At 61.7% G+C, this 20,389-nt stretch carries 18 protein-coding genes and 1 pseudogene; 12 read left to right on the forward strand and 7 right to left on the reverse strand.

What is annotated here, in order from left to right:
* Window positions 1-4: 4 nt before the first annotated feature.
* Window positions 5-463 carry an Lrp/AsnC family transcriptional regulator gene (locus B8991_RS14770; RefSeq protein WP_084353769.1) on the reverse strand — a complete coding sequence of 153 codons (459 nt, stop codon included), beginning with the start codon at window positions 461-463 and terminating at the stop codon, window positions 5-7.
* Window positions 464-814: 351 nt separating this feature from the next.
* On the opposite strand from B8991_RS14770, the pseudogene cobA reads away from it, so the two are divergent.
* The 6 genes and pseudogenes from cobA to B8991_RS14800 form a co-directional block, all read left to right on the forward strand.
* Window positions 815-1,573 (forward strand): annotated as a pseudogene (gene cobA / locus B8991_RS14775) (uroporphyrinogen-III C-methyltransferase); the annotation flags it as partial.
* A gap of 1 nt (window position 1,574) precedes the next feature.
* Complete coding sequence (locus B8991_RS14780) at window positions 1,575-1,874, forward strand: DUF2849 domain-containing protein (RefSeq protein WP_084353770.1); 300 nt, start codon at window positions 1,575-1,577, stop codon at window positions 1,872-1,874.
* 79 nt (window positions 1,875-1,953) lie between these two features.
* Window positions 1,954-3,627, forward strand: coding sequence for a nitrite/sulfite reductase (locus tag B8991_RS14785; RefSeq protein WP_084353771.1), 1,674 nt, complete (start codon window positions 1,954-1,956; stop codon window positions 3,625-3,627).
* Complete coding sequence (locus B8991_RS14790; protein WP_084353772.1) at window positions 3,617-4,399, forward strand: phosphoadenylyl-sulfate reductase; 783 nt, start codon at window positions 3,617-3,619, stop codon at window positions 4,397-4,399. Before B8991_RS14785 ends, B8991_RS14790 begins: the two co-directional genes overlap by 11 nt.
* Window positions 4,396-4,803 carry a DUF934 domain-containing protein gene (locus B8991_RS14795; protein ID WP_084353773.1) on the forward strand — a complete coding sequence of 136 codons (408 nt, stop codon included), beginning with the start codon at window positions 4,396-4,398 and terminating at the stop codon, window positions 4,801-4,803. Before B8991_RS14790 ends, B8991_RS14795 begins: the two co-directional genes overlap by 4 nt.
* Before the next feature lie 116 nt (window positions 4,804-4,919).
* Complete coding sequence (locus B8991_RS14800) at window positions 4,920-5,771, forward strand: ferredoxin--NADP reductase (protein WP_084353774.1); 852 nt, start codon at window positions 4,920-4,922, stop codon at window positions 5,769-5,771.
* Between the two features lie 221 nt (window positions 5,772-5,992).
* Here the strand turns inward: B8991_RS14800 and B8991_RS14805 are convergent, their stop codons facing one another.
* On the reverse strand, window positions 5,993-6,874 hold the full coding sequence (locus B8991_RS14805; protein ID WP_084353775.1) for a hypothetical protein: 882 nt from the start codon (window positions 6,872-6,874) through the stop codon (window positions 5,993-5,995).
* A 250-nt stretch (window positions 6,875-7,124) separates the two neighbouring features.
* Between B8991_RS14805 and infC the strand changes: the two genes are divergently transcribed.
* Window positions 7,125-7,619: a translation initiation factor IF-3 gene (gene infC / locus B8991_RS14810; RefSeq protein ID WP_235866644.1), complete on the forward strand. Its 495-nt coding sequence runs from the start codon at window positions 7,125-7,127 to the stop codon at window positions 7,617-7,619.
* A 106-nt stretch (window positions 7,620-7,725) separates the two neighbouring features.
* Here infC and B8991_RS14815 read toward each other — a convergent pair whose 3' ends face one another.
* From B8991_RS14815 to B8991_RS14835, 5 genes are all read right to left on the reverse strand, one after another.
* A complete protein-coding gene (locus B8991_RS14815) occupies window positions 7,726-8,715 on the reverse strand; it encodes a molybdopterin-binding protein (RefSeq protein WP_084353777.1) in 990 nt (329 codons plus the stop codon).
* The gene (locus B8991_RS14820) at window positions 8,712-9,683 is read right to left on the reverse strand and encodes an XdhC family protein (protein ID WP_084353778.1); all 972 of its coding nucleotides are present in this window, start codon (window positions 9,681-9,683) and stop codon (window positions 8,712-8,714) included. Before B8991_RS14820 ends, B8991_RS14815 begins: the two co-directional genes overlap by 4 nt.
* Window positions 9,684-9,831: 148 nt before the next feature.
* Complete coding sequence (locus B8991_RS14825) at window positions 9,832-11,913, reverse strand: OmpA family protein (protein ID WP_084353779.1); 2,082 nt, start codon at window positions 11,911-11,913, stop codon at window positions 9,832-9,834.
* 106 nt (window positions 11,914-12,019) lie between these two features.
* Window positions 12,020-13,279, reverse strand: a complete 1,260-nt coding sequence (locus tag B8991_RS14830) for a vWA domain-containing protein (protein WP_084353780.1) — start codon at window positions 13,277-13,279, stop codon at window positions 12,020-12,022.
* Window positions 13,280-13,384: 105 nt separating this feature from the next.
* Entirely contained in the window at window positions 13,385-14,293 is a 909-nt protein-coding gene (locus B8991_RS14835) for an AAA family ATPase (RefSeq protein WP_084353781.1), read from the reverse strand.
* 233 nt (window positions 14,294-14,526) lie between these two features.
* On the opposite strand from B8991_RS14835, the gene B8991_RS14840 reads away from it, so the two are divergent.
* Genes B8991_RS14840 through B8991_RS14860 form a run of 5 tightly spaced genes read left to right on the forward strand, consistent with a single transcriptional unit; the run spans window position 14,527 to window position 20,364 of the window.
* Window positions 14,527-15,558, forward strand: coding sequence for a glycosyltransferase family 2 protein (locus B8991_RS14840; RefSeq protein ID WP_084353782.1), 1,032 nt, complete (start codon window positions 14,527-14,529; stop codon window positions 15,556-15,558).
* Window positions 15,555-16,193, forward strand: coding sequence for a sulfotransferase (locus B8991_RS14845; RefSeq protein ID WP_084353783.1), 639 nt, complete (start codon window positions 15,555-15,557; stop codon window positions 16,191-16,193). Before B8991_RS14840 ends, B8991_RS14845 begins: the two co-directional genes overlap by 4 nt.
* Entirely contained in the window at window positions 16,193-18,553 is a 2,361-nt protein-coding gene (locus B8991_RS14850) for a glycosyltransferase family 2 protein (protein ID WP_084353784.1), read from the forward strand. The genes B8991_RS14845 and B8991_RS14850 overlap by 1 nt, the downstream gene beginning before the upstream one ends.
* Window positions 18,554-18,599: 46 nt before the next feature.
* Window positions 18,600-19,250: an FkbM family methyltransferase gene (locus B8991_RS14855; RefSeq protein ID WP_235866645.1), complete on the forward strand. Its 651-nt coding sequence runs from the start codon at window positions 18,600-18,602 to the stop codon at window positions 19,248-19,250.
* Window positions 19,251-19,302: 52 nt separating this feature from the next.
* Window positions 19,303-20,364 (forward strand): glycosyltransferase family 2 protein, encoded by a 1,062-nt coding sequence (locus B8991_RS14860; RefSeq protein WP_084353786.1) that lies wholly within the window; start codon window positions 19,303-19,305, stop codon window positions 20,362-20,364.
* Window positions 20,365-20,389: the final 25 nt, after the last annotated feature.

Consider the following 20,389-nt stretch of genomic DNA (forward strand, 5'->3'; position numbering starts at 1 on the left):
GCCGTCACAGTGGCAACGCGGTGGTGGATTTGATTTCCTCCATCGACAGCAAGGCCGTGACGTTATGCACGCGCACTTCCGAGATCAGCGCCTGATAAAAGCTGTCATAGGCGCGGGCGTTCTTGACCCGGACTTTCAGGATATAGTCGATATCCCCCGCCAGACGATGCGCCTCCTGCACTTCCGGACGTTCTTTCAATGCCTTGAGGAAGGCTTGCTGCCAGGCCGCCTCGTGTTCGCTGGTGCGGATCAGGACAAAGAAACACGCTTCGAATCCCAATGCTTCGGCATCCAGCACGACGGTCTGTTTGCCGATCACGCCAGCTTCGCGCATTTTGCGGATTCGGTTCCATACCGGCGTCTTGGAAGACCCCACTTCCTTCGCGATATCGTCCAGCGACTGGCTGGCATCCTTCTGCAATGCCCTGAGGATGTTCCGGTCTGTTTCGTCCATGCGCGCCATGATTTCACCTTTCGGCTATAAATCGGGAAAAATTCTCTCCCCGCCCCTCAAGTTAGAACATCTCGTCCTTATTGGGCCAGGTGTCTAGGCAAAATCGGGAAAATTTTCCTATATAGGGGGCAAGAAACATACCCGAACGAGGACTGCGCCATGATGCATCTTTCGACTATTCCAAACCGCGCAAGCCTTCCGCTGATGCAGCGCGCCTTGTCGCGCCTCGCCACTGCCCTGCGAAAGGTGGCGGACACGCTCGCGGCAGAAAGTGCTCAGTCGGCGCGCATTGAATCTAAAGACCGCCTTGGGACCTCGCAAGCTGAAGGCTCTGTAACTGACCTGACAGCCATCCTCGATACGCGCCTCGGTCATGTGGCCTTTGTGGGGGCCGGCCCCGGCGATCCCGACCTGCTGACGCTCAAGGCCCGCCGCGCGCTGGATGAGGCAGAGGTCGTGATCCACGACCGCCTGATCAGCCCGGCGATCCTTGCGCTTGTGAATCCCTCCGCGCGGCTGGTCGATGCGGGCAAGGAAGGCTTTGGCCCGTCGATGACACAGGAAGACATCAATGCGCTGATCGTTGCGCATAGCCGGACGGGTGCGCGCGTCGTGCGCCTGAAATCCGGCGATGCCACGGTGTTCGGGCGCCTTGACGAAGAGATCGACGCTTGCGATGCCGCAGATGTCAGCTGGCACATCGTGCCCGGTATCACTGCGGCGTCTGCTGCTGTGGCCTCTATCGGGCAAAGTCTGACAAAGCGCGGCCGCAACAGCTCCGTCCGTTTTCTGACCGGCCATGACACAAAGGGCTTTGCCGATCACGACTGGCGGGCACTGGCACAGCCGGGCGAGGTTGCCGCCATCTATATGGGCAAGAAATCGGCCCGTTTCATTCAAGGCCGTCTGATCATGCACGGCGCGGATCCGGCAACGCCCGTGACCGTGGTCGAAAACGCCAGCCGCCACGATCAGCGCGTTCTGTCCTCGACCCTCGCCACCCTGCCCGCCGATCTTGCAGGTGGCGGCATGACCGGTCCGGCCCTCACATTCTACGGCTTGGCACCTCGTGCCGCAGCCGAAGCGCAAAACGACATTCCCCAACAGGAGCTTGCCTGACATGCCCCGCATCTACACCCCAAAGGTCGTCACAGCCAACGCATTGATCGAGGGCGACGTCATTTACCTGACCGCCAATGACAGCTGGACCCGCGATCTTTCGTCAGCCGAGATCCTGACCGACGAAGCACATGCGCAGTTGCGCCTGCTGGAGGCCGACAGCCGCCAGGACGAGGCGGTGGGCGCGTATCTTGCGGATGTCAAACCCGGCAAGACCGGACCGGAGCCCACCCATTTCCGTGAAGATTTCAGGCGCACCGGCCCCTCCAACTATTTCCACGGCAAGCAGGCACAGCGCTGAACGAGAACAGGCCTGAGAACAGGCTTTTCCGGATCTTCTGAACGAAGGTTTGACGGCGCTCACCCGAAAGGATGACACCATGTATCAATATTCCGATTTCGACGCCGCCTTTGTGGCGTCCCGCAACAGCCAGTTCCGTCAGCAGGTCGAGCGCCGCATTGATGGCAGCCTGACCGAGGATGAATTCCGCCCGCTGCGCCTGATGAACGGGCTGTATCTGCAATTGCACGCCTACATGCTGCGCGTGGCGATCCCCTATGGCACGCTCAGCAGCACACAGCTGCGACAGTTGGCATATGTGGCGCAGAAATGGGATCGTGGCTACGGCCACTTCACCACGCGCCAGAACATGCAGTTCAACTGGCCAAAGCTGTCGGACGTGCCCGATATTCTGGACGCGCTGGCCAAGGTGCAGTTGCATGCGATCCAGACCTCCGGCAACACTATCCGCAACGTGACTGCGGACCATTTTGCAGGTGCCGCGGCCGACGAGATCGCCGACCCCCGACCCGTGGCAGAGCTGATCCGGCAATGGTCCACCGACCATCCGGAATTCCAGTTCCTGCCCCGCAAGTTCAAGATCGCCATCACCGGATCCCCAAATGACCGCGCCGTGACCAAGGCGCATGACATCGGTCTTCGCATGGTCGAGCAGAACGGCGAGCCGGGCTTTGAGGTGATCGTGGGTGGTGGTCTCGGCCGCACGCCGATGATCGGCAAGGTGGTGCGTGATTTTCTGCCCCGCGCCGATCTGCTGCCCTATCTGGAGGCGATCGTCAGCGTCTGGAACCTGCTGGGCCGCCGTGACAACAAGTTCAAGTCGCGCATCAAGATCACCGTGCACGAGCATGGCATCGATGACATTCGCGCCCGGGTCGAAGAACGTTTCGAGACGCTGAAACCCGCTTTCAACGGCGTTGATCAGGACATCCTCGCCGGTATCGAGGCACAATTCGCGCCGCCCGAATTTCGTGTGGGCCCAACCGATCTCTATGACGCCGCCTATGCGAATGACCCGGTGTTCCGTAGCTGGGCCGACACGAACCTCGCCGCGCACAGGGCCGAAGGCTACGCCATCGTGCAGGTCAGCCTGAAAAAGCAGGGCGAAACACCGGGCGATGCCAGCACCGAACAGATGCGGCTTCTGGCTGATCTGGCAGAGCGCTACGGCCATGACGAATTGCGTATCAGCCATGAGCAGAACGTGATCCTGCCGCATGTCCACAAATCCGACCTGCCCGCGATCCATGCCGAATTGAAAGCGCAGCGGCTGGCGACAGCCAATATCGGGTTGATCTCGGACATCATCGCCTGCCCCGGCATGGATTACTGCACGCTGGCCACGGCGCGTTCCATCCCGATCGCGCAAGAGATCGCGACACGCTTTGACGAGTTGAAGCTGGAGCATGACATCGGCGCGCTCAAGATCAAGATCTCGGGCTGCATCAACGCCTGCGGGCATCATCATGTCGGCCATATCGGCATTCTGGGTCTCGACCGTGCAGGCGTAGAAAACTACCAGATCACGCTGGGCGGAGACCACACGGAAACCGCGGCCTTGGGCGACCGCACGGGCCGTGGCTTTGCCGCCGACGAGGTTATTCCGGCCATCGAACGTCTGATCCATGCCTATCTCGACCTGCGCGACGACCGGGCAGAGACCTTCCTTGACGCCTATCGCCGCCTTGGTGCTGATCCGTTCAAGGCCGCGCTTTACCCCGAGAAACAGGAAAGCCGGGCAAATGCCGCGTGATACACCCGTTCACGCGGGCGCGCACGCCCCCGAGCGGGAATCGCTGACGGATCTGCGCGCCCGCGTCGCTGAACTGAACACGCGCTACCGGCATCACGGGGCGACAACTGTTCTGCGCGCGGCGCTGGATGACCCGTTGGCGGGCGACCTTGCGCTGGTGTCCAGCTTTGGTGCGGAATCGGTGGTGCTGCTGCATTTGCTTGCGGTGACCGACCGCAGCACCCCGGTGCTGTTCATTGACACGCAGTTGCTGTTTGCTGAGACGCTGGTCTATCAGCAAGAGCTGAGCGAGCGGTTGGGTCTGACCGATGTGCGCATCATTCGCGCCAGCGACGAAGATCTGGCGCAGCGCGACCCCTACGGCGCATTGCGCTTCAGCGATACGGATGCCTGCTGCGATCTGCGCAAGACAGTACCACTGAACCGCGCGCTGTCCGGATTTGACGGTTGGATCACCGGACGCAAGCGGTTCCAGTCCGGCACCCGCGCGGCGATGGATTTCTTCGAGGCCGAGGAAGACACGGGCCGGGTCAAGGTCAATCCGCTGGCGCATTGGGCACCTGACGACGTGCGCGCCTATATGGAAGAAAACCGCCTGCCCCGGCACCCGCTGGTGGCGCAGGGCTACCCGTCTATCGGCTGCGCCCCCTGCACCAGCAAGGTGGCACCGGGCGAAGATCCGCGCGCCGGACGGTGGCGCGGACAGGACAAGACAGAATGTGGCATCCACCTGGTCGATGGCCGGATGGTGCAAAAAGGAGAGACAGCATGAGCGTGATCGTCACTGATACAGGTTTTGCCAAAGACGACTGGACCTGCGGCTATACAGAGATGGCCGATGCCGCCAATGACGTGGTGGCGCTGGACCTGCCCAGCGATGCCGACATCGACAGCGCGGTGGACAAGCTGGCAACGCTGCGCATGATACGCATCGACTTTCCCAGCTTTGCCGACGGGCGCGGCTTTACATTGGCGCGTCTGTTGCGGCTTCGCGGCTACAAGGGCCGTCTGCGCGCCCGTGGTCATGTGATCGCCGATCAGTATACGATGGCCCGCCGCTCGGGTTTTGACGAGATCGAGATTAGCGATGATCTGGCCACCCGCCAACCCGCCAGCCAATGGCAGTTCCGGGCCGGCTGGACGCAGAACGATTATCAGTCGCGGCTGCGTGGATAGCAGCCCGTCGCACCGCGTTTCGGCAACACGGACGTTTGAGACCATTCGCCGCCGTTGCTCTGACATGCATCAACGCTTAATAGGAGGTACCGGTTGATCGACCGGACAGGAAAAACATGACCGAGTTGAAGCCCGTGAACCAAACCAGTGCCGTCAAGGCCACCCCGACCCTTCCCGATGCCCAGATCGTCACAGACGTGAAACACTGGACGGACCGTCTGTTCTCGTTCCGGGTATCGCGCCCTGCATCGCTGCGGTTCCGTTCGGGCGAGTTCGTGATGATCGGCCTGATGGGCGACCCGGACCCCAAGACCGGCAAACAGAAACCGCTGCTGCGCGCCTATTCCATCGCCTCGCCCGCATGGGATGAAGAGCTGGAGTTCTACTCGATCAAGGTGCAGGACGGCCCGCTGACCTCGCGCCTTCAGCATATCAAGCCCGGCGACCAGATCATCCTGCGGCCCAAGCCCGTCGGCACGCTGGTGCATGATGCGCTGCTGCCCGGCAAACGCCTTTGGTTCTTTGCCACCGGTACCGGCCTTGCCCCTTTCGCGTCCCTTATCCGCGAACCGCAGACCTATGAGGATTACGACCAGATCATCCTGACCCACACCTGCCGCGACGTGGCAGAGCTGGAATACGGCCGCAAACTGGTTGAAGACGTGCGCAACGACGCATTGCTGGCTGAACTGATGGGCGAAGGCTTTGCCGACAAGCTGGTCTACTATCCGACCACCACCCGCGAACAAAGCCCCAGAATGGGCCGCGTGACCGACCTGCTGAAGGATGGCACGCTGTTCCGCGATCTCGGGATCGAGGGCATGTCGGCCAAGGATGACCGCGCGATGGTCTGCGGGTCAATCGGGTTGAACAAGGATCTCAAAGACATCCTTGAAAGCTTCGGCCTGCGCGAAGGTGCCAATTCCGATCCTGCCGAGTATGTGGTTGAAAAGGCGTTTGTCGGCTAGAACGGCAAGCTCTTTTGTGTAGCGTGACGCGTGAATAGCGCGCTTTTTCAGCCACAGGCGTCAGGCCAAGGACATCGAATCCAAGCAACGCCCGCAGGACAGCCCGTCTTGCGGGTGTTTTCATGTTTTTCGCAGCGGTGAGCGGTGCCAGACAGCCCTGCAAGCAAACGGGCCGCGCGTTTCCATTCGCACGGCCCGTCATGGGATCTGTTCAGATTGACTTAGAGGTTCAACGCTTCACGCAGCTTTGCCAACATATCCTTGAGCATGGCAGGATCGTCCTTCACCTGCCCCAGGCCAGTTTTCAGCGCACCTTTCTCAAGCGCCCCCAGGTCAGAGTCGTCGAGCATCTGGAGCACTTTGTCGTAGTCGAAGCCATCCACGGTCAACAGCTCTTCGGCTGCCTCGGGGTCGGCGACCTCGGCAGAGGATGTCGCATCGGACGCGCCTTGCGTGGTTTCTTCAACTGCTTCGCCAACATTGTCCGCCGCAGCGGTTGCCGTGTCGGCGACTGACGCCGCAGCATTGTCAGCGGCCTCTCTGGCAGCTGTGGTCGCATCGCTGGCCGCGTCCATCGCTTCGCCAACGGCAGACTCGACAACGTCTGCTGCGTCCTCAGCGACACCGGCGGCAGCTTCGCCCGCGCCCTCAGCCATGGCTGCGGCATCATTCACGGCCTCCCCAACAGCATCGGCGGCACCTGAAGCGGCTTCTCCGGCAGCAGCGGCAACATTTTCGGCAGCCTCGGCGGCCTCTTCTGCGGTTCCGCCAGCGGCTTCGACGGCGTCACTTGCCAGTTCGCCCGCATTCTCGACGGCGCTGCCTACTGCGGCAGCGGCCCCGTCAACAGCACCGGCCACTTCTTCAGCGGCGGTTTCTGCGCCTTCGGTGATCGCATCAGCGCCCTCGTCAACGGCTGCTTCAATCGCGTCGCCGGTTTCTTCGGCCGCTTCGCCAACTTCTTCATCCAGCGGTTCGGATGCCGCGACGGTTTCTGTCTGCTCGGCAATCTCGGCCTGCTCCGGCTGCTGTGTGCCGTTGAACCAAAGGTATCCGGCGACGACAACGACAGCGGCCACCACGACCCAAATCAAGTTTCTCATGGCAAAATCTCTCCTGGTTCCTCTGACCCCTGCTTGCCGGGGTCCGATTTCTCGTGCAGGTGTCCCCCACAGCCATGTAGTTCGCAAGGGGTAAATCCCCAACTTTAACCCTAAAACCCCTGATTTGCCGCTTGAATACGCAAGACGCCAAGTTTACCTTGCGCATTCGAGCACGCAACCTACCGAAAGGACAACGACCATAGCCCGCAGACCTCATAATGCGCCACCGACACGCGAAACCGGACCCAAGGTGAACGAACGAATTCGCGCCCCTGAAATCCGCCTGATCGGTGCCGAAGGCGAAAATGTCGGCGTGGTAACCCCCGCCCGCGCAATGGAAATGGCAGCCGATGTCGGTCTTGATCTTGTCGAGATTTCGCCGAATGCCAATCCGCCCGTATGCAAGATCATGGATTTCGGCAAGTTCAAATATGAACAGCAGAAACGCGAATCCGAGGCACGCAAGAAACAGAAGACGATCGATGTGAAGGAGGTGAAATTCCGCCCCAACACCGATACGCATGACTATGACGTCAAGATGCGCAACGTGTTCCGGTTTCTGGAAGGTGGCGACAAGGTGAAGGTGACTCTGCGTTTCCGGGGCCGTGAAATGGCGCACCAGAATCTTGGTCGCGGACTGCTGGAGCGGATTGCCGAGGACGCCAAGGAAGTCGGCAAGGTCGAAAACATGCCCAAGATGGAAGGTCGTCAGATGATCATGATGATCGGCCCGCTTACCAAATAAATCCGGGTTTTCCCTGATTTTCCGACAGGCGGCCCTTCGGGGCCGCTTTTTCGTTTTACGGATTGTTTCTCCGCACGAGGAACCTGTCGCAGGATCGGCGTTCGGCTCAGCCCTCGCGCGGGCGTGGGCGTGTGGGAATTTCCATCAGCAAGCCGCCAACGCCCATGCCCGCGATATCGGCGGGGGTGACAGGGATGCCACAGAGGATACGTTCCATCACCCAATCCGCGCCGTTCAATGCGGGCGAACGGGCGCAGCCGGGCAACCCGATGACAGGGCGCTGATCAAGCGAGCCGTAAAACAACAGATTCCCCGGATCAACGGGCATTCCGAAATGGCTGACCGTGCCGCCTGCCCGCCGCACGGCTTCGGGTGCGATGTCATACATGTCCGAGGTCGCAGAGCCGGTCAGAATGAAGATAACCTCAGCATCGGTCGCGTCCAGTTGCGCCGTCAATGCGTCAATGTCATGCGCACAGTCACGACTGTCGGCAAGCTCGACACCAAGCCGGTCAAGCCGGGTGCGCAGCGCCTTTTCGCCCTTCGCGCCGCTGAGTTTTCCCAGACCGGTTTGAATCAGCGCCGCCGTCTTTTCGACAGGGACGTGCACGCGCAGCGCATCGCGCCCGACGGCACAGGCCTCGTCCACTGCCGATTGCGGCACCGCATAGGAGATGATCTTGACCGTTGCGATCATTGTTCCGTCCACGACCCGTTTCCATTCGGGAAGGGTGGCAACCGTTATCATCGGATGGATCGCGTTCGCAGCGTTGATACGCGCGGCGTCCACCTCCAGCACGCCCGCGCCAAGCGCGTGCAGATTGACACGCCCCGTGGCCGCCGGTCCCAAGCGCAGTCCGGCCCCTGCCGGGTCCGGTGCAAGGGCGGCGGCAATCTGCGCGGCGGCCTCGTCTTCGGGCAGATCGCCGGGTTCCAATCGCGCCACCGTGACCTCTTGCAGCCCGGCGTCCTTCAGCGCGGCAAGGTCGTCGGCATCCAGCAGCTTTCCCTTGCGCAGCCGACCGTCAGGCAAGGCGATCGAGTGCGCCAGCACCGTGCTCGCCGCCTGATCCAGAGAAACGGGACCGAATTTCATGCGCCTCTCCTCAACACGCGGGTCATCTGCGCAAGCGTCGCCACAGCAATCTCGGCCGGCCCTGCCGCGCCGATATCCAGGCCTATCGGTCCGTGGATGCGCGCGATTTTTTCTGCGCTGAACCCGGCCGCCTCCAGCCGCGCCACGCGCTTGGCATGGGTCCGGGTCGAACCCAGCGCGCCGATATAGAAGCAATTCCCGTGCAGACCCTGCTCGATCGCTGGGTCGTCCAGCTTTGGATCATGCGTCAACAGCACCAGCGCCGTGCGGGCGTCCAGACCCAATGCCTGCACCGCCTCGTCAGGCCAGTCATGCATCAGCGTGGTCTCGGGAAAGCGGGACTGTGAGGCAAACGTTTCTCTTGGGTCGATCACCACCGGATCATAACCCGCCAGACGCGCCATCGGCACCAAGGCTTGCGCAATATGCACCGCCCCCACGACGATCAGCCGCAGAGGTGGGTTGTGAACGCCAATGAAAACGCGCGGTGCAGTGTCGTCAAAGCCAGAGCGATCCATCCGCAGACGCTCGTCATGGCCGGTTGCCATCAACGACCGGCTGCCGGTTTCAAGATCGGCCACATAGCAGATCGCGCGTCGGTCGGCACGGGCTTGCGCGAGTTCTGCCAGCAAGGCCTCGCTCAGCGCACCGCCGACCGGTTCCACCAGCACGCGGATGGTGCCACCACAGGCGAGACCCACTGCAAAGGCATCATCATCGCTGACGCCGAATTCCAGTTCCCGCGGGGTGCCGTCCTCCAGCGCCTCCAGCGCCTCGACAACAACGGCACCCTCCACGCAACCGCCCGAGACGGACCCTGCGATCTCTCCCTTGCCGCTGATCGCCAGTTGCGCGCCGGTGCGGCGGGGCGCGCTGCCCCACGTCTCGATCACCGTGGCCAGCGCCGCCCGGTCGCCCGCGCGGTGCCAGGCCAGTGCCTGTTCGGGAATGTTGTCGAAACGGTCCATGATCCGCCCTCCATATTTGCCCCGTTCTAACACGCTCAAGCGGGGTGTCGCCTCCCCTTCCTTGGTCGCGGAGACAAAACGTAAATGCCGCCCCATGCGTGTGGCACGGGGCGGCATTGTCAAGGCTGTGCCGTCGGGGCGAAGCGCCTTAGTTGCTGGCCAGAAGTGGCGTGATCCGGCGGACGGCGGCACGCCTGTTGGCCCGTTCGGCAGCGGCCGTGCGGATTACCAGGTCGGATTCGCCGTAACCCTGCACCACCATATTCTCGGGCGGCACGTCGAAATATTCTGTCAGCGCCAGCGCCACGGTTTCCGCGCGCCTGTCTGACAGGGCGAGGTTGTAATTCGCCGCACCGGTCGCATCCGTATGCCCTTCGATCAGAAACACCTCACGCGGGTTCTTCTCGATCATGTCGCGCATGGCGTTGCCAAGTGCTGCCAACTCCTCGGCCTCATCGGGGCGGATCACCGCCGAATTGGTCTCAAAGTTGATGGTGTTCACCGTGATCTCGGGCACCAGGTCGCGCACCGCGTCGATATTGCGGATCTGCGCCAGCGAAAATGTCCGGTTCACGCCCTCGTTCTGGGCCTGGGCAAGCGCGCGGGCCAGATCATCGGCCTGCACCTCTCCGGCATTGAACGAGCGACGTTCCGTGGCTTGCGGCAACTCACTGATTTGGACCTGCTCGCTTTGTTGCGTATCATCGAACAACACCACTTCGGTTCCGTCCTGAAGCGTTCGTGTGCGGCGCAGCACACGGCCATCGGCAGCACGGACGGTTTCGACTGTCGCGCCATTTTCGCGCGTGACGACGTTGCGGGTTGAGCCATCGGAATAGCGATAGGTCTTCACATCCGACCCCGGACGGCGCAGCAGCGCATCGTCATTCTTGATAATCCGATACTGGCCTTGATCCTCGACGACCAACCGGTCGCCAGAGTTGCTGACGACCTTTTCACCCTCGCCCAGCAGACTGCCGATCGCCACGGCACCCAGTCCAAGAAGCGCTGCGCGTTCAAAGTTGCTCAGGCCGGATTTGTCGTCGTCATCCTTCTCGCGCTTCTCTTGCTCGCCCGTAACATTGGTGTCGAATTCCTCGGAGGAACTGCGCGCAGTTTCCTCGGTCACGGTCTCTTCGGTGACTTCGGCTTCGCCATCATCCTGTCCGGCAGCGGCGGCCATCGACTCGGTTCCCTGCGCCAGATCTTCGGCCAAGGCGTCGGCCTGCTGCTGGCTGTCCATCGGTTCAGGATCTTCGGCTTGCGGGGCCTGCTCTTCAGCCGCCTGTTCTTCCGTGGCCTGGTCTTCCGCCGGCTGCTCTTCAGTGGCCGTCTGATCGGCAGATGCTGCATCGGAGGTGTCTGCATCCGTCGCGGCATCATCCGTCACAGCTGCCGCATCACCGGCGGGTTGTTCATCCGAGTTACCGTCGGTGCCGCCATCCTCGTCGGCCGGGGCTTCTGTCTGTTCATTGGTCGCCGCCTGACCGGCAGCTTCCTGATCAGCCAGAGCCTTCGCCAGATCGTCCGCCTGACTTGCCTCGTCTCCGGCAGGCTGCGTCTCGGCCGCCTGCGCCTGACCTGCGGCCTCTGCTTCGGCAGTCGCCGCGTCTGAAGTCGGATCCTGCGCGGCATTTTCGGCGTCTGACGGCACGTCTTGCGCTGGTGCATCTGGAGTTGGCTCGGCACCCTCGGCGGATGTCTCACCCTCGTCCTCCACCGGCGTCACAGCCTCTGCTGTCGGCTCGGCATCTGCCGTTTCTTCTGCCTCGGGAGACGGGACTGCCTCGGCGTCGGCTTGCGGTTCTGCGTCGGTCTCGACCTCCGCTTGCGCCTCTGCCTCGTCGGGTGCCTCGGCCTGCGCCTGATCGGCTGCGGCACCGTCTTCGGCTGATGCCGAAGCCGCGTCGCCGTCTGCAAACAGCTGCGCATCCACGTCAGCGCCCAGTTGCTGCGCGGTCACTTTGCGCGCAGCGGCGTCAAACTCGGCAAACTGTTCGCCGATCTGTTGCGCAACAGAGCCGTCTTCGTAGGCCACACAAAACGGATCTTCAGTCGCGCCCTGTCCGGCCCGCGCCGCTTCCTCTAGTCGGCAACGAATAATTTCTTGCGTGATGTCAGAGGAAGACATCGACGCAAGATCTGGCGTTTGCGCGAGAATCGGAGCGGGTGTTGCAAGGCTGGCCACGACTGCCAGCGCCGTCGTCGATCTGAAAATCCCATGTCTCATATGCGTGTCCTTTCAACTGTTGCCCGGTGAAGGCGTCATGGGACAATGCAGAAACAGGCGATAGGGTTGCATGAAGGTCCGACCGCACCAGCAGAAATCCGCCGGGTCAGCCTTCGAGAAGCGCCATCAGGCGGGCTTTCTCGCCAACATCATCGGTGCGCGAAATCGCGTTGGCCAAGTCTTCCAGCGACTGAATGGAATGGCCCGCGCGGAAGCTGTCGACATGCGGCAACATGGCCCGAATGCCGGTTGCCTTGGGCGCGAAGCCATCCCAACGCAACAAGGGGTTGAGCCAGATCAGACGGCGGGATGACAGGTGCAGCCGCTCCATCTCGCGTTCCAGCGCGCCGGCATCGTCACGGTCCAGACCGTCAGTGATCAGCAGGACAACTGCGCCCTGCCCCATCACCCGGCGCGACCAGTCGCGGTTGAAAGCGTGCAGGCTGGCACCGATCCGTGTCCCACCTTCCCAGTCCTGCGCCTCGGCTCCTGCGGCTTTCAGCGCCTGATCCACATCGCGGGTGGCCAGATGGCGTGTGATGTTGGTCAGCCGCGTGCCAAAAGTGAAGGCGTGGACCTTTGCCCAGCCCGCGCCTTTCTCATTCGCCACTGCATGCAGAAAATGCAGAACCATGCGGGAATATTGCGACATCGAACCGGAAATATCGCACAGCACCACAAGGTTGGGCCAGCGCGGACGAGGTTTCGTGTGCGCCAGGCTGCGGATCTCGCCACCGTTGCGCATTGCCGCGCGAATGGTGCGCCGCCAGTCGGTATGCTTGCCATGCAGTGATGCCATCCCCCGGCGCGACGGGATCGGTTTCACGGGCAGTTTCAGCCGCGCCAGCATGCGCTTGGCCTCTGCGACTTCGGCGGTGGACATCTGTTCGAAATCGAGCGTGCGCAGCTTTTCCTCGGCGGACATGGTCTGCGAGGCGTCGATCTCGATCTGCGTTTCCTCTTTCTCGGAATCTGGCTTTTCGGGCGCATCGGGTTGCTTGCCGTCCAGCAGCGCCTCTGCCGCGCGTTTCTCGGCAGATTGGGCAAGCTTTTCCTCCTGCACGCCGCGCACGGCAGGCAGCATCATCGACATCATGTGTTCGAGGTAACGCGGATCGCGCCAATACAGCCGGAAGATCTGGGCAAAGACGATGCGATGTTCGGGCCGGTTCACGAAACAGGCATGCAGCGTCCAGTAAAAGTCGCGTTTGTTGGTAAAGCCCGCAGCCTCTACCGCGCGAACAGCATCAATCACCCGGCCGGGTCCGACCGGCAGCCCGGCACGGCGCAATGCGCGGGCAAAATGGGTGATGTTATTGCCAAGCCGCGGGTTGTCGGGAATGTCCAGCGGAAGATATTCAGGCATCTGCCCGGAACCTGCGATCCGCCTGCGGTGACGTTGTGCAGCGGGGGGCTGTCTGCCCCCCGCACCCCCCGAGAGTATTTCCGCCAAGAAGAAGACAGTGGCGGGTCATGCAGGATCCAGCGTGGCTTTGGCCTCGTCCAGAAGACGCTTGGCTTCCGAGCCTTGCAGTTTCTGGATGTCGTCCTGATATTTCAGGATGGCACCCAGCGTGTCGCTGATGACCTCTGGCGACAGGTCGATCACATCCAGCGCCAACAGGCATTTTGCCCAGTCAATGGTTTCGGCCACGCCGGGTTTCTTGAACAGATCCTCGGTGCGCAGGCGCTGGACGAAGGCCACGATCTCGCTGCTGAGGGATTCGGCAGCTTCGGGGGCGCGGGCATGCAGAATCTCGATCTCGCGGTCGAAAGTCGGGTAGTCGACCCAGTGGTAGAGACAGCGGCGTTTGAGCGCGTCATGCACCTCGCGCGTGCGGTTGGAGGTCAGGATGACGATGGGCGGTTCGGGTGCCTTGATGGTGCCGATCTCGGGGATGGTCACCTGAAAGTCGGACAGGGCTTCCAGCAGAAAAGCCTCGAACGGTTCATCGGTGCGGTCCAGTTCGTCGATCAGCAGCACCGGGGCACCGTTTTCATCGGGGCGCATGGCTTGCAACAATGGACGCTCGATCAGGAAATCCGGCCCGAAGAGTTCACGGGTCAGCACATCCCTGTCGGCGTTGCCTTGCGCCTCGGCGCTGCGGATGGCGATCATCTGCGCGGGAAAGTTCCATTCGTAGACGGCAGAGGACGCATCCAGCCCTTCGTAGCATTGCAGCCGGATCAGGCGTCGACCAAGCGAGGCGGCAATCGCCTTTGCGATCTCTGTCTTTCCGACCCCGGCCTCGCCTTCCAGAAACAATGGTCTTCCCAGACGCAGCGACAGGAACACCACCGTTGCGAGCGCGCGTCCGCAAATGTAACCCTGCTGCGCCAGCATGTCCTGCACGGCATCGATTGTATCTGGCTGAGACATTCACGGTCCTCCTGCCCCTTGGGTGCAATGGCGCGCCGCCGGGGTCAATAGCGCCAAGGTCGCAGACGGGCGGACCTGTTGGATCTGCGCCGTTGTCCGGACTGGTGCGTTTCTTGACCGTTTTCCTTCAAGCTGCAATGTTTCGCTAAATCAATTCATGTTACGGAAGGTGGAACTTTCGAGCAGGACGGCGGGCAGCGGGCAATGAACAGCACAAGGGCGGGAATGCGGATATGCGCATAACTGCCGTGACATGTGTCAAGAATGAGGGTCCGTTCCTGCTGGAATGGATCGTCTTCAACCGTCTGCTGGGCGTAACGGATTTCCTGTTTTATTCGAATGATTGCAGCGACGGGACCGATGCGCTGCTGGACGCTTTGGCGGCGCGCGGCATCGTGCGGCACCTGCCCAATCCGGCCAAGGGGCGTAACTATCAGATGGAGGCGCTGAAAGACGCCACGCGGCAGGATGTGGCGTCCGACGCGGATTGGATCTGGATCGCGGATGTGGATGAGTTCTTGAACATCCACGCGGGCGACCATACGATCCCCGCGCTGATCGAGGCCTGCGGCGATCCGCAGGCGATTTCCGCGACCTTTCAGTTTTTCGCCAATGGCGGGGTCGATCGCTATGATGACCGCCCGGTGATCGCGCAGTTCACCCGCTGCCACAATCCGGACATTTGGTGCGGGGACTCTGCCATCGAGGTCAAGACGTTGGTGCGGAGGGATTTTCCGCTGCAATATTACGGCGCGCATCGGCCGTTCTTTCGCAACGATCTGACCGAGGAAAAGCGGCCGCATTGGACGGATGGCTCGGGACGTGCCGTGCCGCACAAGTTTCTTGTCGCGGCCAATCCGCGCCGCATTCGCAAATTCCCGGCGGCGGGCGCGCGGGTGCACGCAGCGCTCAACCACTATGCCTTGCGTTCGCTGGACAGCTATCTGGTTAAGAATGACCGGGGCGATGTGAACCGCGACAACCGCAATTTCGACGACACCTATTGGCGAGAGCGCAATGACAGCGCATGGGAGGACCGCTCGATCCTGCGCTATCTGCCGGATCTGGACGCGGCTTTGGCCGAGATGAAAGCCGACCCGGAAATCGGCGCGTTGCATGACGCGGCGGTGCGCCTGCATATCGAGAAACGCGATGCCCTGATGGAACAAGAGGCCTATCGGAAAATGCATGAGCAGTTGCGGCTGGCCCCGACGATTCCGCCCGAGGAACTGGCCTTGATGCGCGCGTTGGGGATTACGGCATGAGTCGTTTGCGCGTCATCAACCTTGGTCTGCCGAAATCCGGCACGACGACGCTGGCCACCGCATTGCGCGCCGCCGGCCTAATCGTCGCCGACCATCGCATCCGCCGCAGCCAGACAGACGATCCTCATCTGGCAGGGACATTTGTTGCGCGCCAGCTTTACGAAGGGCTGTTCAGGTCCGGCGATCCGTTGGAATTTCTTGGTGATTTCGACGCGCTGACAGAGATCAGTGTCATCACCCCGACATTGTCTCTGTGGCCGCAGACCGATTGGGGCGTCATCGACGCGATCCGCCAGCGTCATCCCGATGTGCGCTTCGTGTGTTCGCGACGCGACGCGCGCACCTTGTCCGGCTCGATGCTGCGATGGGCCGATCTGGGCATGTCTCGCTTGCCGGGTGGCGCCATCCCCGGCCTGCCGTCGGGCTTCGGGGAAACCACGTTGCAACGTGTCACCTGGATCGAGGGGCATTACGCGCATATGCGACAGCTTTTCCGGGGCGCGCGCGATTTTCTGGAATATCATGTCGAGGATACTGACGCGCCCGCGCAAATCGGGGCGTTTCTGGGCGTGGATCTGCCATGGTGGGGCAAGGCCAATGTCAACGCATCACTGCCGTCACCGGGCGCAGTATAATGCGCATTCACCTGCATATCGGGCTGGATGCGGCAGCGACTGGGCGTCTGCAAAAGATTCTCGATGCAAAGCGCAACCAACTGACCGAAAAAGGCATTCGCTACGCCCGAACCCCCGGTGCGCACAACCATACGCGATTGTTCATGGCAGTGACCGATCCTGAAAATATCGACAGTCTTCGGTTCAACCGCGGCTATGGGACCGCCGAGAAACAGGCGCAATTGCGCGAACAGGTGGCCGAAGGGCTGCGCCGCGAGGTGGATCAACACACCCCGGAGGTGTTGATTCTGTCGTCGCATCAACTCGGGACCGCCTTGGTGTCACGCTCGGAACTGGAACGCCTGCGCGCGATGCTGTCGCCGCTGTCTGATGACATCCGCATTGTCGCCCATGTCGAAGAGCAGGCCCGCATGCTGGCACGATGGTACGCTCAGCAAATCTGGGACGGTCGCAGAAGGCCGCTCGACCTTGAAATCGGCCTGACGGACGCCAGCGATTGGTGGCAGGCAGCCTTGGACGACGCCCCCGCGTCAAACCCGCAGGAAAGCGTGTTCGCGGACGCGCAGGCTGCGCCGTTCTGGTTGGACTATGCCCGGTTGGTGCAGGAATGGGATGCGGTGTTCGGCAAGGGCGCGACATCTTTGCGTGCGCTGGATGCCGCTGTGATCGGGTCTGACAAGTTGCTGGACGAGGTCGCGCAGACGTTTGCCATCAGGAAGGCCTTTGGCAAATATGAGGCGCACCCCCTGCCAGCAGAACCCGCTGCGGCATGGCTGACACGCGGCCGCCAGTTCAACGACGTCTTGCTGAGGTATCTTGACCACGAAAATGCGATTCTTCCGCGCCAGACCTGGCGACGCCTGTTGGGAGAGATAAAGGTCGAAGGCTCGCCCATTGCGCCGGGCAGTCTGGCAATCGTGTCCAACCGGTTCGCCGCTGCCAATGCTGAGCTTCTGAAGCGCCACCCAGCCTTGACCCCACAGTCGATGACGCCTGACGCCGCTGCACCAGCCTGGCGAGAAGCCGATCCACAGTTCGGCTTTCGTGCGACGCAATATCTTCTGGCCTTCCGTCCCCGGATTCGTCAGGCCGCGAAGCAGGAAATGCAGGACCGCGCCGCCGATCTGGCCGCGCTGAACGGCGAGGCGCCTGCCCAGGATGAATCGCTTGATGGGCTGACTGACGTCGCCCAGGCCATCATGCCGCCGCTCGCCCGTCAGAACTTTGCCAAGCTGCAAGGGTCGTACCTCGCGCCGCATAACCGTCTGGGTCTTGTGAACGAGGAAGATCTGGCCGCCGCTTATACGCCAGCGCCCCCGCGCGACCTGCCCCAAGGAACAAGCGGCAATGTCATCGTCGGGTGCATGAAGAACGAGGCACCCTATATCGTCGAATGGATCGCCTATCACCGCGCCATCGGTGTCGACAATTTCCTGATCTATACCAATGGGTGCGAGGACGGGACGGCGGAAATTCTAGACCGTCTGCAAGACATGGGCGTGGTCCAGCACCGCAACAACGATGGCTGGAGGGGCAAGTCCCCGCAGCAATACGCGCTCAATCAGGCGCTGAAGGAACCACTGATCCGCAAGGCCGACTGGATCATCCATATCGACGTCGACGAGTTTATGAACGTGCGCTGCGACAATGGCACCTTGCAGGACTTTCTGGCGCGCGTTCCGGATGCCACCAATGTGGCCATGACGTGGCGGCTGTTCGGTCACAACGGCATTCACCGGCTGGAAGATCGGTTTGTGATCGACCAGTTTGACGGATGCGCGCCGAAATATTGCCCCAAACCGCACACCGTATGGGGCTTCAAGACAATGTTCCGCAATATCGGGGCCTATGGCAAAATCTCTTGTCACAGACCGAACAAGCTGGACGAGGCATTTCGTGAACAGGTCCGATGGGTCAACGGGTCGGGTGCGGACATGACGGACGAAGTTGTCCAGAACGGCTGGCGCAACTCGCGCAAATCCATCGGCTACGATCTGCTGCAACTGAACCATTACGCGCTGCGGTCGGCAGAGAGTTTCCTGATCAAGCGGCAACGCGGCCGCGCCCTGCATGTCAACCGGTCAATCGGATTGAATTACTGGATCCGGATGGATTGGTCAGACTTCACAGACATCACCATCAAGCGCAACATACCCCGTATGCAACTGGAATATGACCGGCTGATGGAGGATGACAGATTGCGCGCCTTGCACAAAAACGGGCTGGGCTGGCACCGTGCCAAGGCCGACGAGTTGCACGCGAACCCCGAATTTGCAGAGCTTTACCGCAAGGCGCTGGCCATGCGATTGACAGAAACGGAACGTGTCGCCTATGCGCTGGCACTCGATATGGAGAGCTGACATGGACGCCCCGACGCAGCCGCGGCAATTTCTAAGATCGCGCGGCATGAAAATCCCCAAACATCCCGACATCACGACCGGTCGGGTACGCGGCGCATTGCGCGAAGGTCTGTATGAGCGCAAGGAATGCGACGCGGTGATGAAGGTCGTCCAGCAAGGCGACGTGGTGTTGGAACTGGGTGCCGGCATCGGGTATATGTCAACGCTGATTGCCACGAAGAATCCGGTTGAGCACATCCATGCGTTCGAGGCAAATCCCGGCCTCATCCCCTATATCCGCTCGGTCCACGAAGCCAACGACGTCACCAACGTCACGGTACACAATGCCCTGCTGGCACCCGAAGACGGCGCGCCCGCGGATTTTTTCGTCCGCAAGAACTTCCTCGCCTCCTCGCTGAATCGCGAAAGCGGGCCGGACAGTATTGTCTCTGTCGAAAAGGTCGAGATGCGCAGCCTGCCCAAAACCTTGGCAGAGCTTCGGCCCACCGTTCTTGTCTGCGACATCGAGGGAGCAGAGGCCGACCTGCTGGCATGCGCCGATTGGTCCGGGCTTCGCGCTGCCGTGATTGAGTTGCACCCGCAATGGATTGGACAGGCGGGCGTGCAATCGGTGTTCGACACCATGCACAAGGCTGGCTTGACCTATTTCCCCAAGGCGTCCGAGGCCAAGGTCGTCACGTTCCGCAAGGGCTGGTGATGGTGGGCGGGCCTTCAATCGGCTCATGGCTGCAAGACTTGCGGGCGGCCGCATGAGGATCTGCGCTGTTCTGACGGTGCGCAACGAGGCCGCCTTTCTGCTTGATTGGCTGGCCCATCACCGCGCCTGCGGGGTCACGGATTTTGTCGTGCTCTCAAATGATTGTCAGGACGGCACCGATGCGATGCTGGACCGCTTGCAGGACATGGGCGGCCTGACGCATATCCGCAACGATGGCCCGCACGGGCGGGGTGGCATCCAGTTCGCGGGCCTCAAGTTGGCCGACAAGTCCGAACCTGTGAAAGCCGCCGATTGGCTGCTGGCGCTGGATATCGACGAGTTCGTGAACGTCCATATCGGCAACCGCACCCTGTCTGCGTTGATCGAAGCGCTGCCCGAAGCGACCGCGATCACGCTGACATGGCGTCTGTTCGGCAATGCGGGGATTGAGCGATACCATGATCGGCCTGTGCCGCAGCAATTCACCCGCGCCGCGCCCGAGATCATGTATTGGCCGTGGCGCGCGGCGATGTTCAAGACGCTTTACCGCAATGATCGCACCTACCGGAACCTAGGAATTCACCGACCCCGCAATCCCCGCGACAGCCGCTTGACCCACGCGCGGTGGTTTGACGGCCACGGACGTCTTCTTGATGAAGGCTTCACCACAAAGCGTATTTTCAGCAATTACGGGCGGCCCAATTACGGCTTGGCGCAGCTTAATCACTATGCGCTCGGCGCGATGGAAAGCTATGTGCTGAAGGCGGCGCGCGGCAGGGCCGTGCATTCCGATCACATGCTGGGGCTTGACTACTGGGTGGAGCGGAATTTCAACACCGATGAGGATCTCTCGATCCAGGCACTGGCCGCGCAGACCGCTGAGATCCGGGCCGAACTGGCTGCCGACCCTCAGCTTGCCACGCTGCACGACAAGGCCGTGCAGTGGCGCGTCGCGCAGTTCGACGCGCTACTGGCGGAAGAACCCTACCGCGCCTTGTTCGGTCGGTTGCTGATGACGCCGCCCTCGCAGCCGGTGCCGTTCGACAAGGCGCGTTTCCTTGCCCATCACGGCACGCTTGCGCGGCAGGCCGCCGCGCTGAAGGCCCGCACTTGACCATTGCCCGCGTCGTCAACGCCGA

Origin of the sequence: Primorskyibacter flagellatus, from assembly GCF_900176485.1 — a bacterium.
GTDB lineage: Bacteria > Pseudomonadota > Alphaproteobacteria > Rhodobacterales > Rhodobacteraceae > Primorskyibacter > Primorskyibacter flagellatus.

What these genes read in the sequence shown, in the direction of transcription:
- B8991_RS14805 (WP_084353775.1), bottom strand. Translation starts at nt 6,874, where the DNA reads ATGAGAAACTTGATTTGGGTCGTGGTGGCCGCTGTCGTTGTCGTCGCC.
- B8991_RS14825 (WP_084353779.1), bottom strand. Translation starts at nt 11,913, where the DNA reads ATGAGACATGGGATTTTCAGATCGACGACGGCGCTGGCAGTCGTGGCC.
- B8991_RS14795 (WP_084353773.1), top strand. Translation starts at nt 4,396, where the DNA reads ATGAGCGTGATCGTCACTGATACAGGTTTTGCCAAAGACGACTGGACC.
- B8991_RS14820 (WP_084353778.1), bottom strand. Translation starts at nt 9,683, where the DNA reads ATGGACCGTTTCGACAACATTCCCGAACAGGCACTGGCCTGGCACCGC.
- B8991_RS14800 (WP_084353774.1), top strand. Translation starts at nt 4,920, where the DNA reads ATGACCGAGTTGAAGCCCGTGAACCAAACCAGTGCCGTCAAGGCCACC.
- B8991_RS14835 (WP_084353781.1), bottom strand. Translation starts at nt 14,293, where the DNA reads ATGTCTCAGCCAGATACAATCGATGCCGTGCAGGACATGCTGGCGCAG.
- B8991_RS14850 (WP_084353784.1), top strand. Translation starts at nt 16,193, where the DNA reads ATGCGCATTCACCTGCATATCGGGCTGGATGCGGCAGCGACTGGGCGT.
- B8991_RS14860 (WP_084353786.1), top strand. Translation starts at nt 19,303, where the DNA reads ATGAGGATCTGCGCTGTTCTGACGGTGCGCAACGAGGCCGCCTTTCTG.
- B8991_RS14785 (WP_084353771.1), top strand. Translation starts at nt 1,954, where the DNA reads ATGTATCAATATTCCGATTTCGACGCCGCCTTTGTGGCGTCCCGCAAC.
- B8991_RS14790 (WP_084353772.1), top strand. Translation starts at nt 3,617, where the DNA reads ATGCCGCGTGATACACCCGTTCACGCGGGCGCGCACGCCCCCGAGCGG.
- B8991_RS14830 (WP_084353780.1), bottom strand. Translation starts at nt 13,279, where the DNA reads ATGCCTGAATATCTTCCGCTGGACATTCCCGACAACCCGCGGCTTGGC.
- B8991_RS14855 (WP_235866645.1), top strand. Translation starts at nt 18,600, where the DNA reads ATGAAAATCCCCAAACATCCCGACATCACGACCGGTCGGGTACGCGGC.
- B8991_RS14840 (WP_084353782.1), top strand. Translation starts at nt 14,527, where the DNA reads ATGCGCATAACTGCCGTGACATGTGTCAAGAATGAGGGTCCGTTCCTG.
- B8991_RS14770 (WP_084353769.1), bottom strand. Translation starts at nt 463, where the DNA reads ATGGCGCGCATGGACGAAACAGACCGGAACATCCTCAGGGCATTGCAG.
- B8991_RS14845 (WP_084353783.1), top strand. Translation starts at nt 15,555, where the DNA reads ATGAGTCGTTTGCGCGTCATCAACCTTGGTCTGCCGAAATCCGGCACG.
- B8991_RS14815 (WP_084353777.1), bottom strand. Translation starts at nt 8,715, where the DNA reads ATGAAATTCGGTCCCGTTTCTCTGGATCAGGCGGCGAGCACGGTGCTG.
- B8991_RS14780 (WP_084353770.1), top strand. Translation starts at nt 1,575, where the DNA reads ATGCCCCGCATCTACACCCCAAAGGTCGTCACAGCCAACGCATTGATC.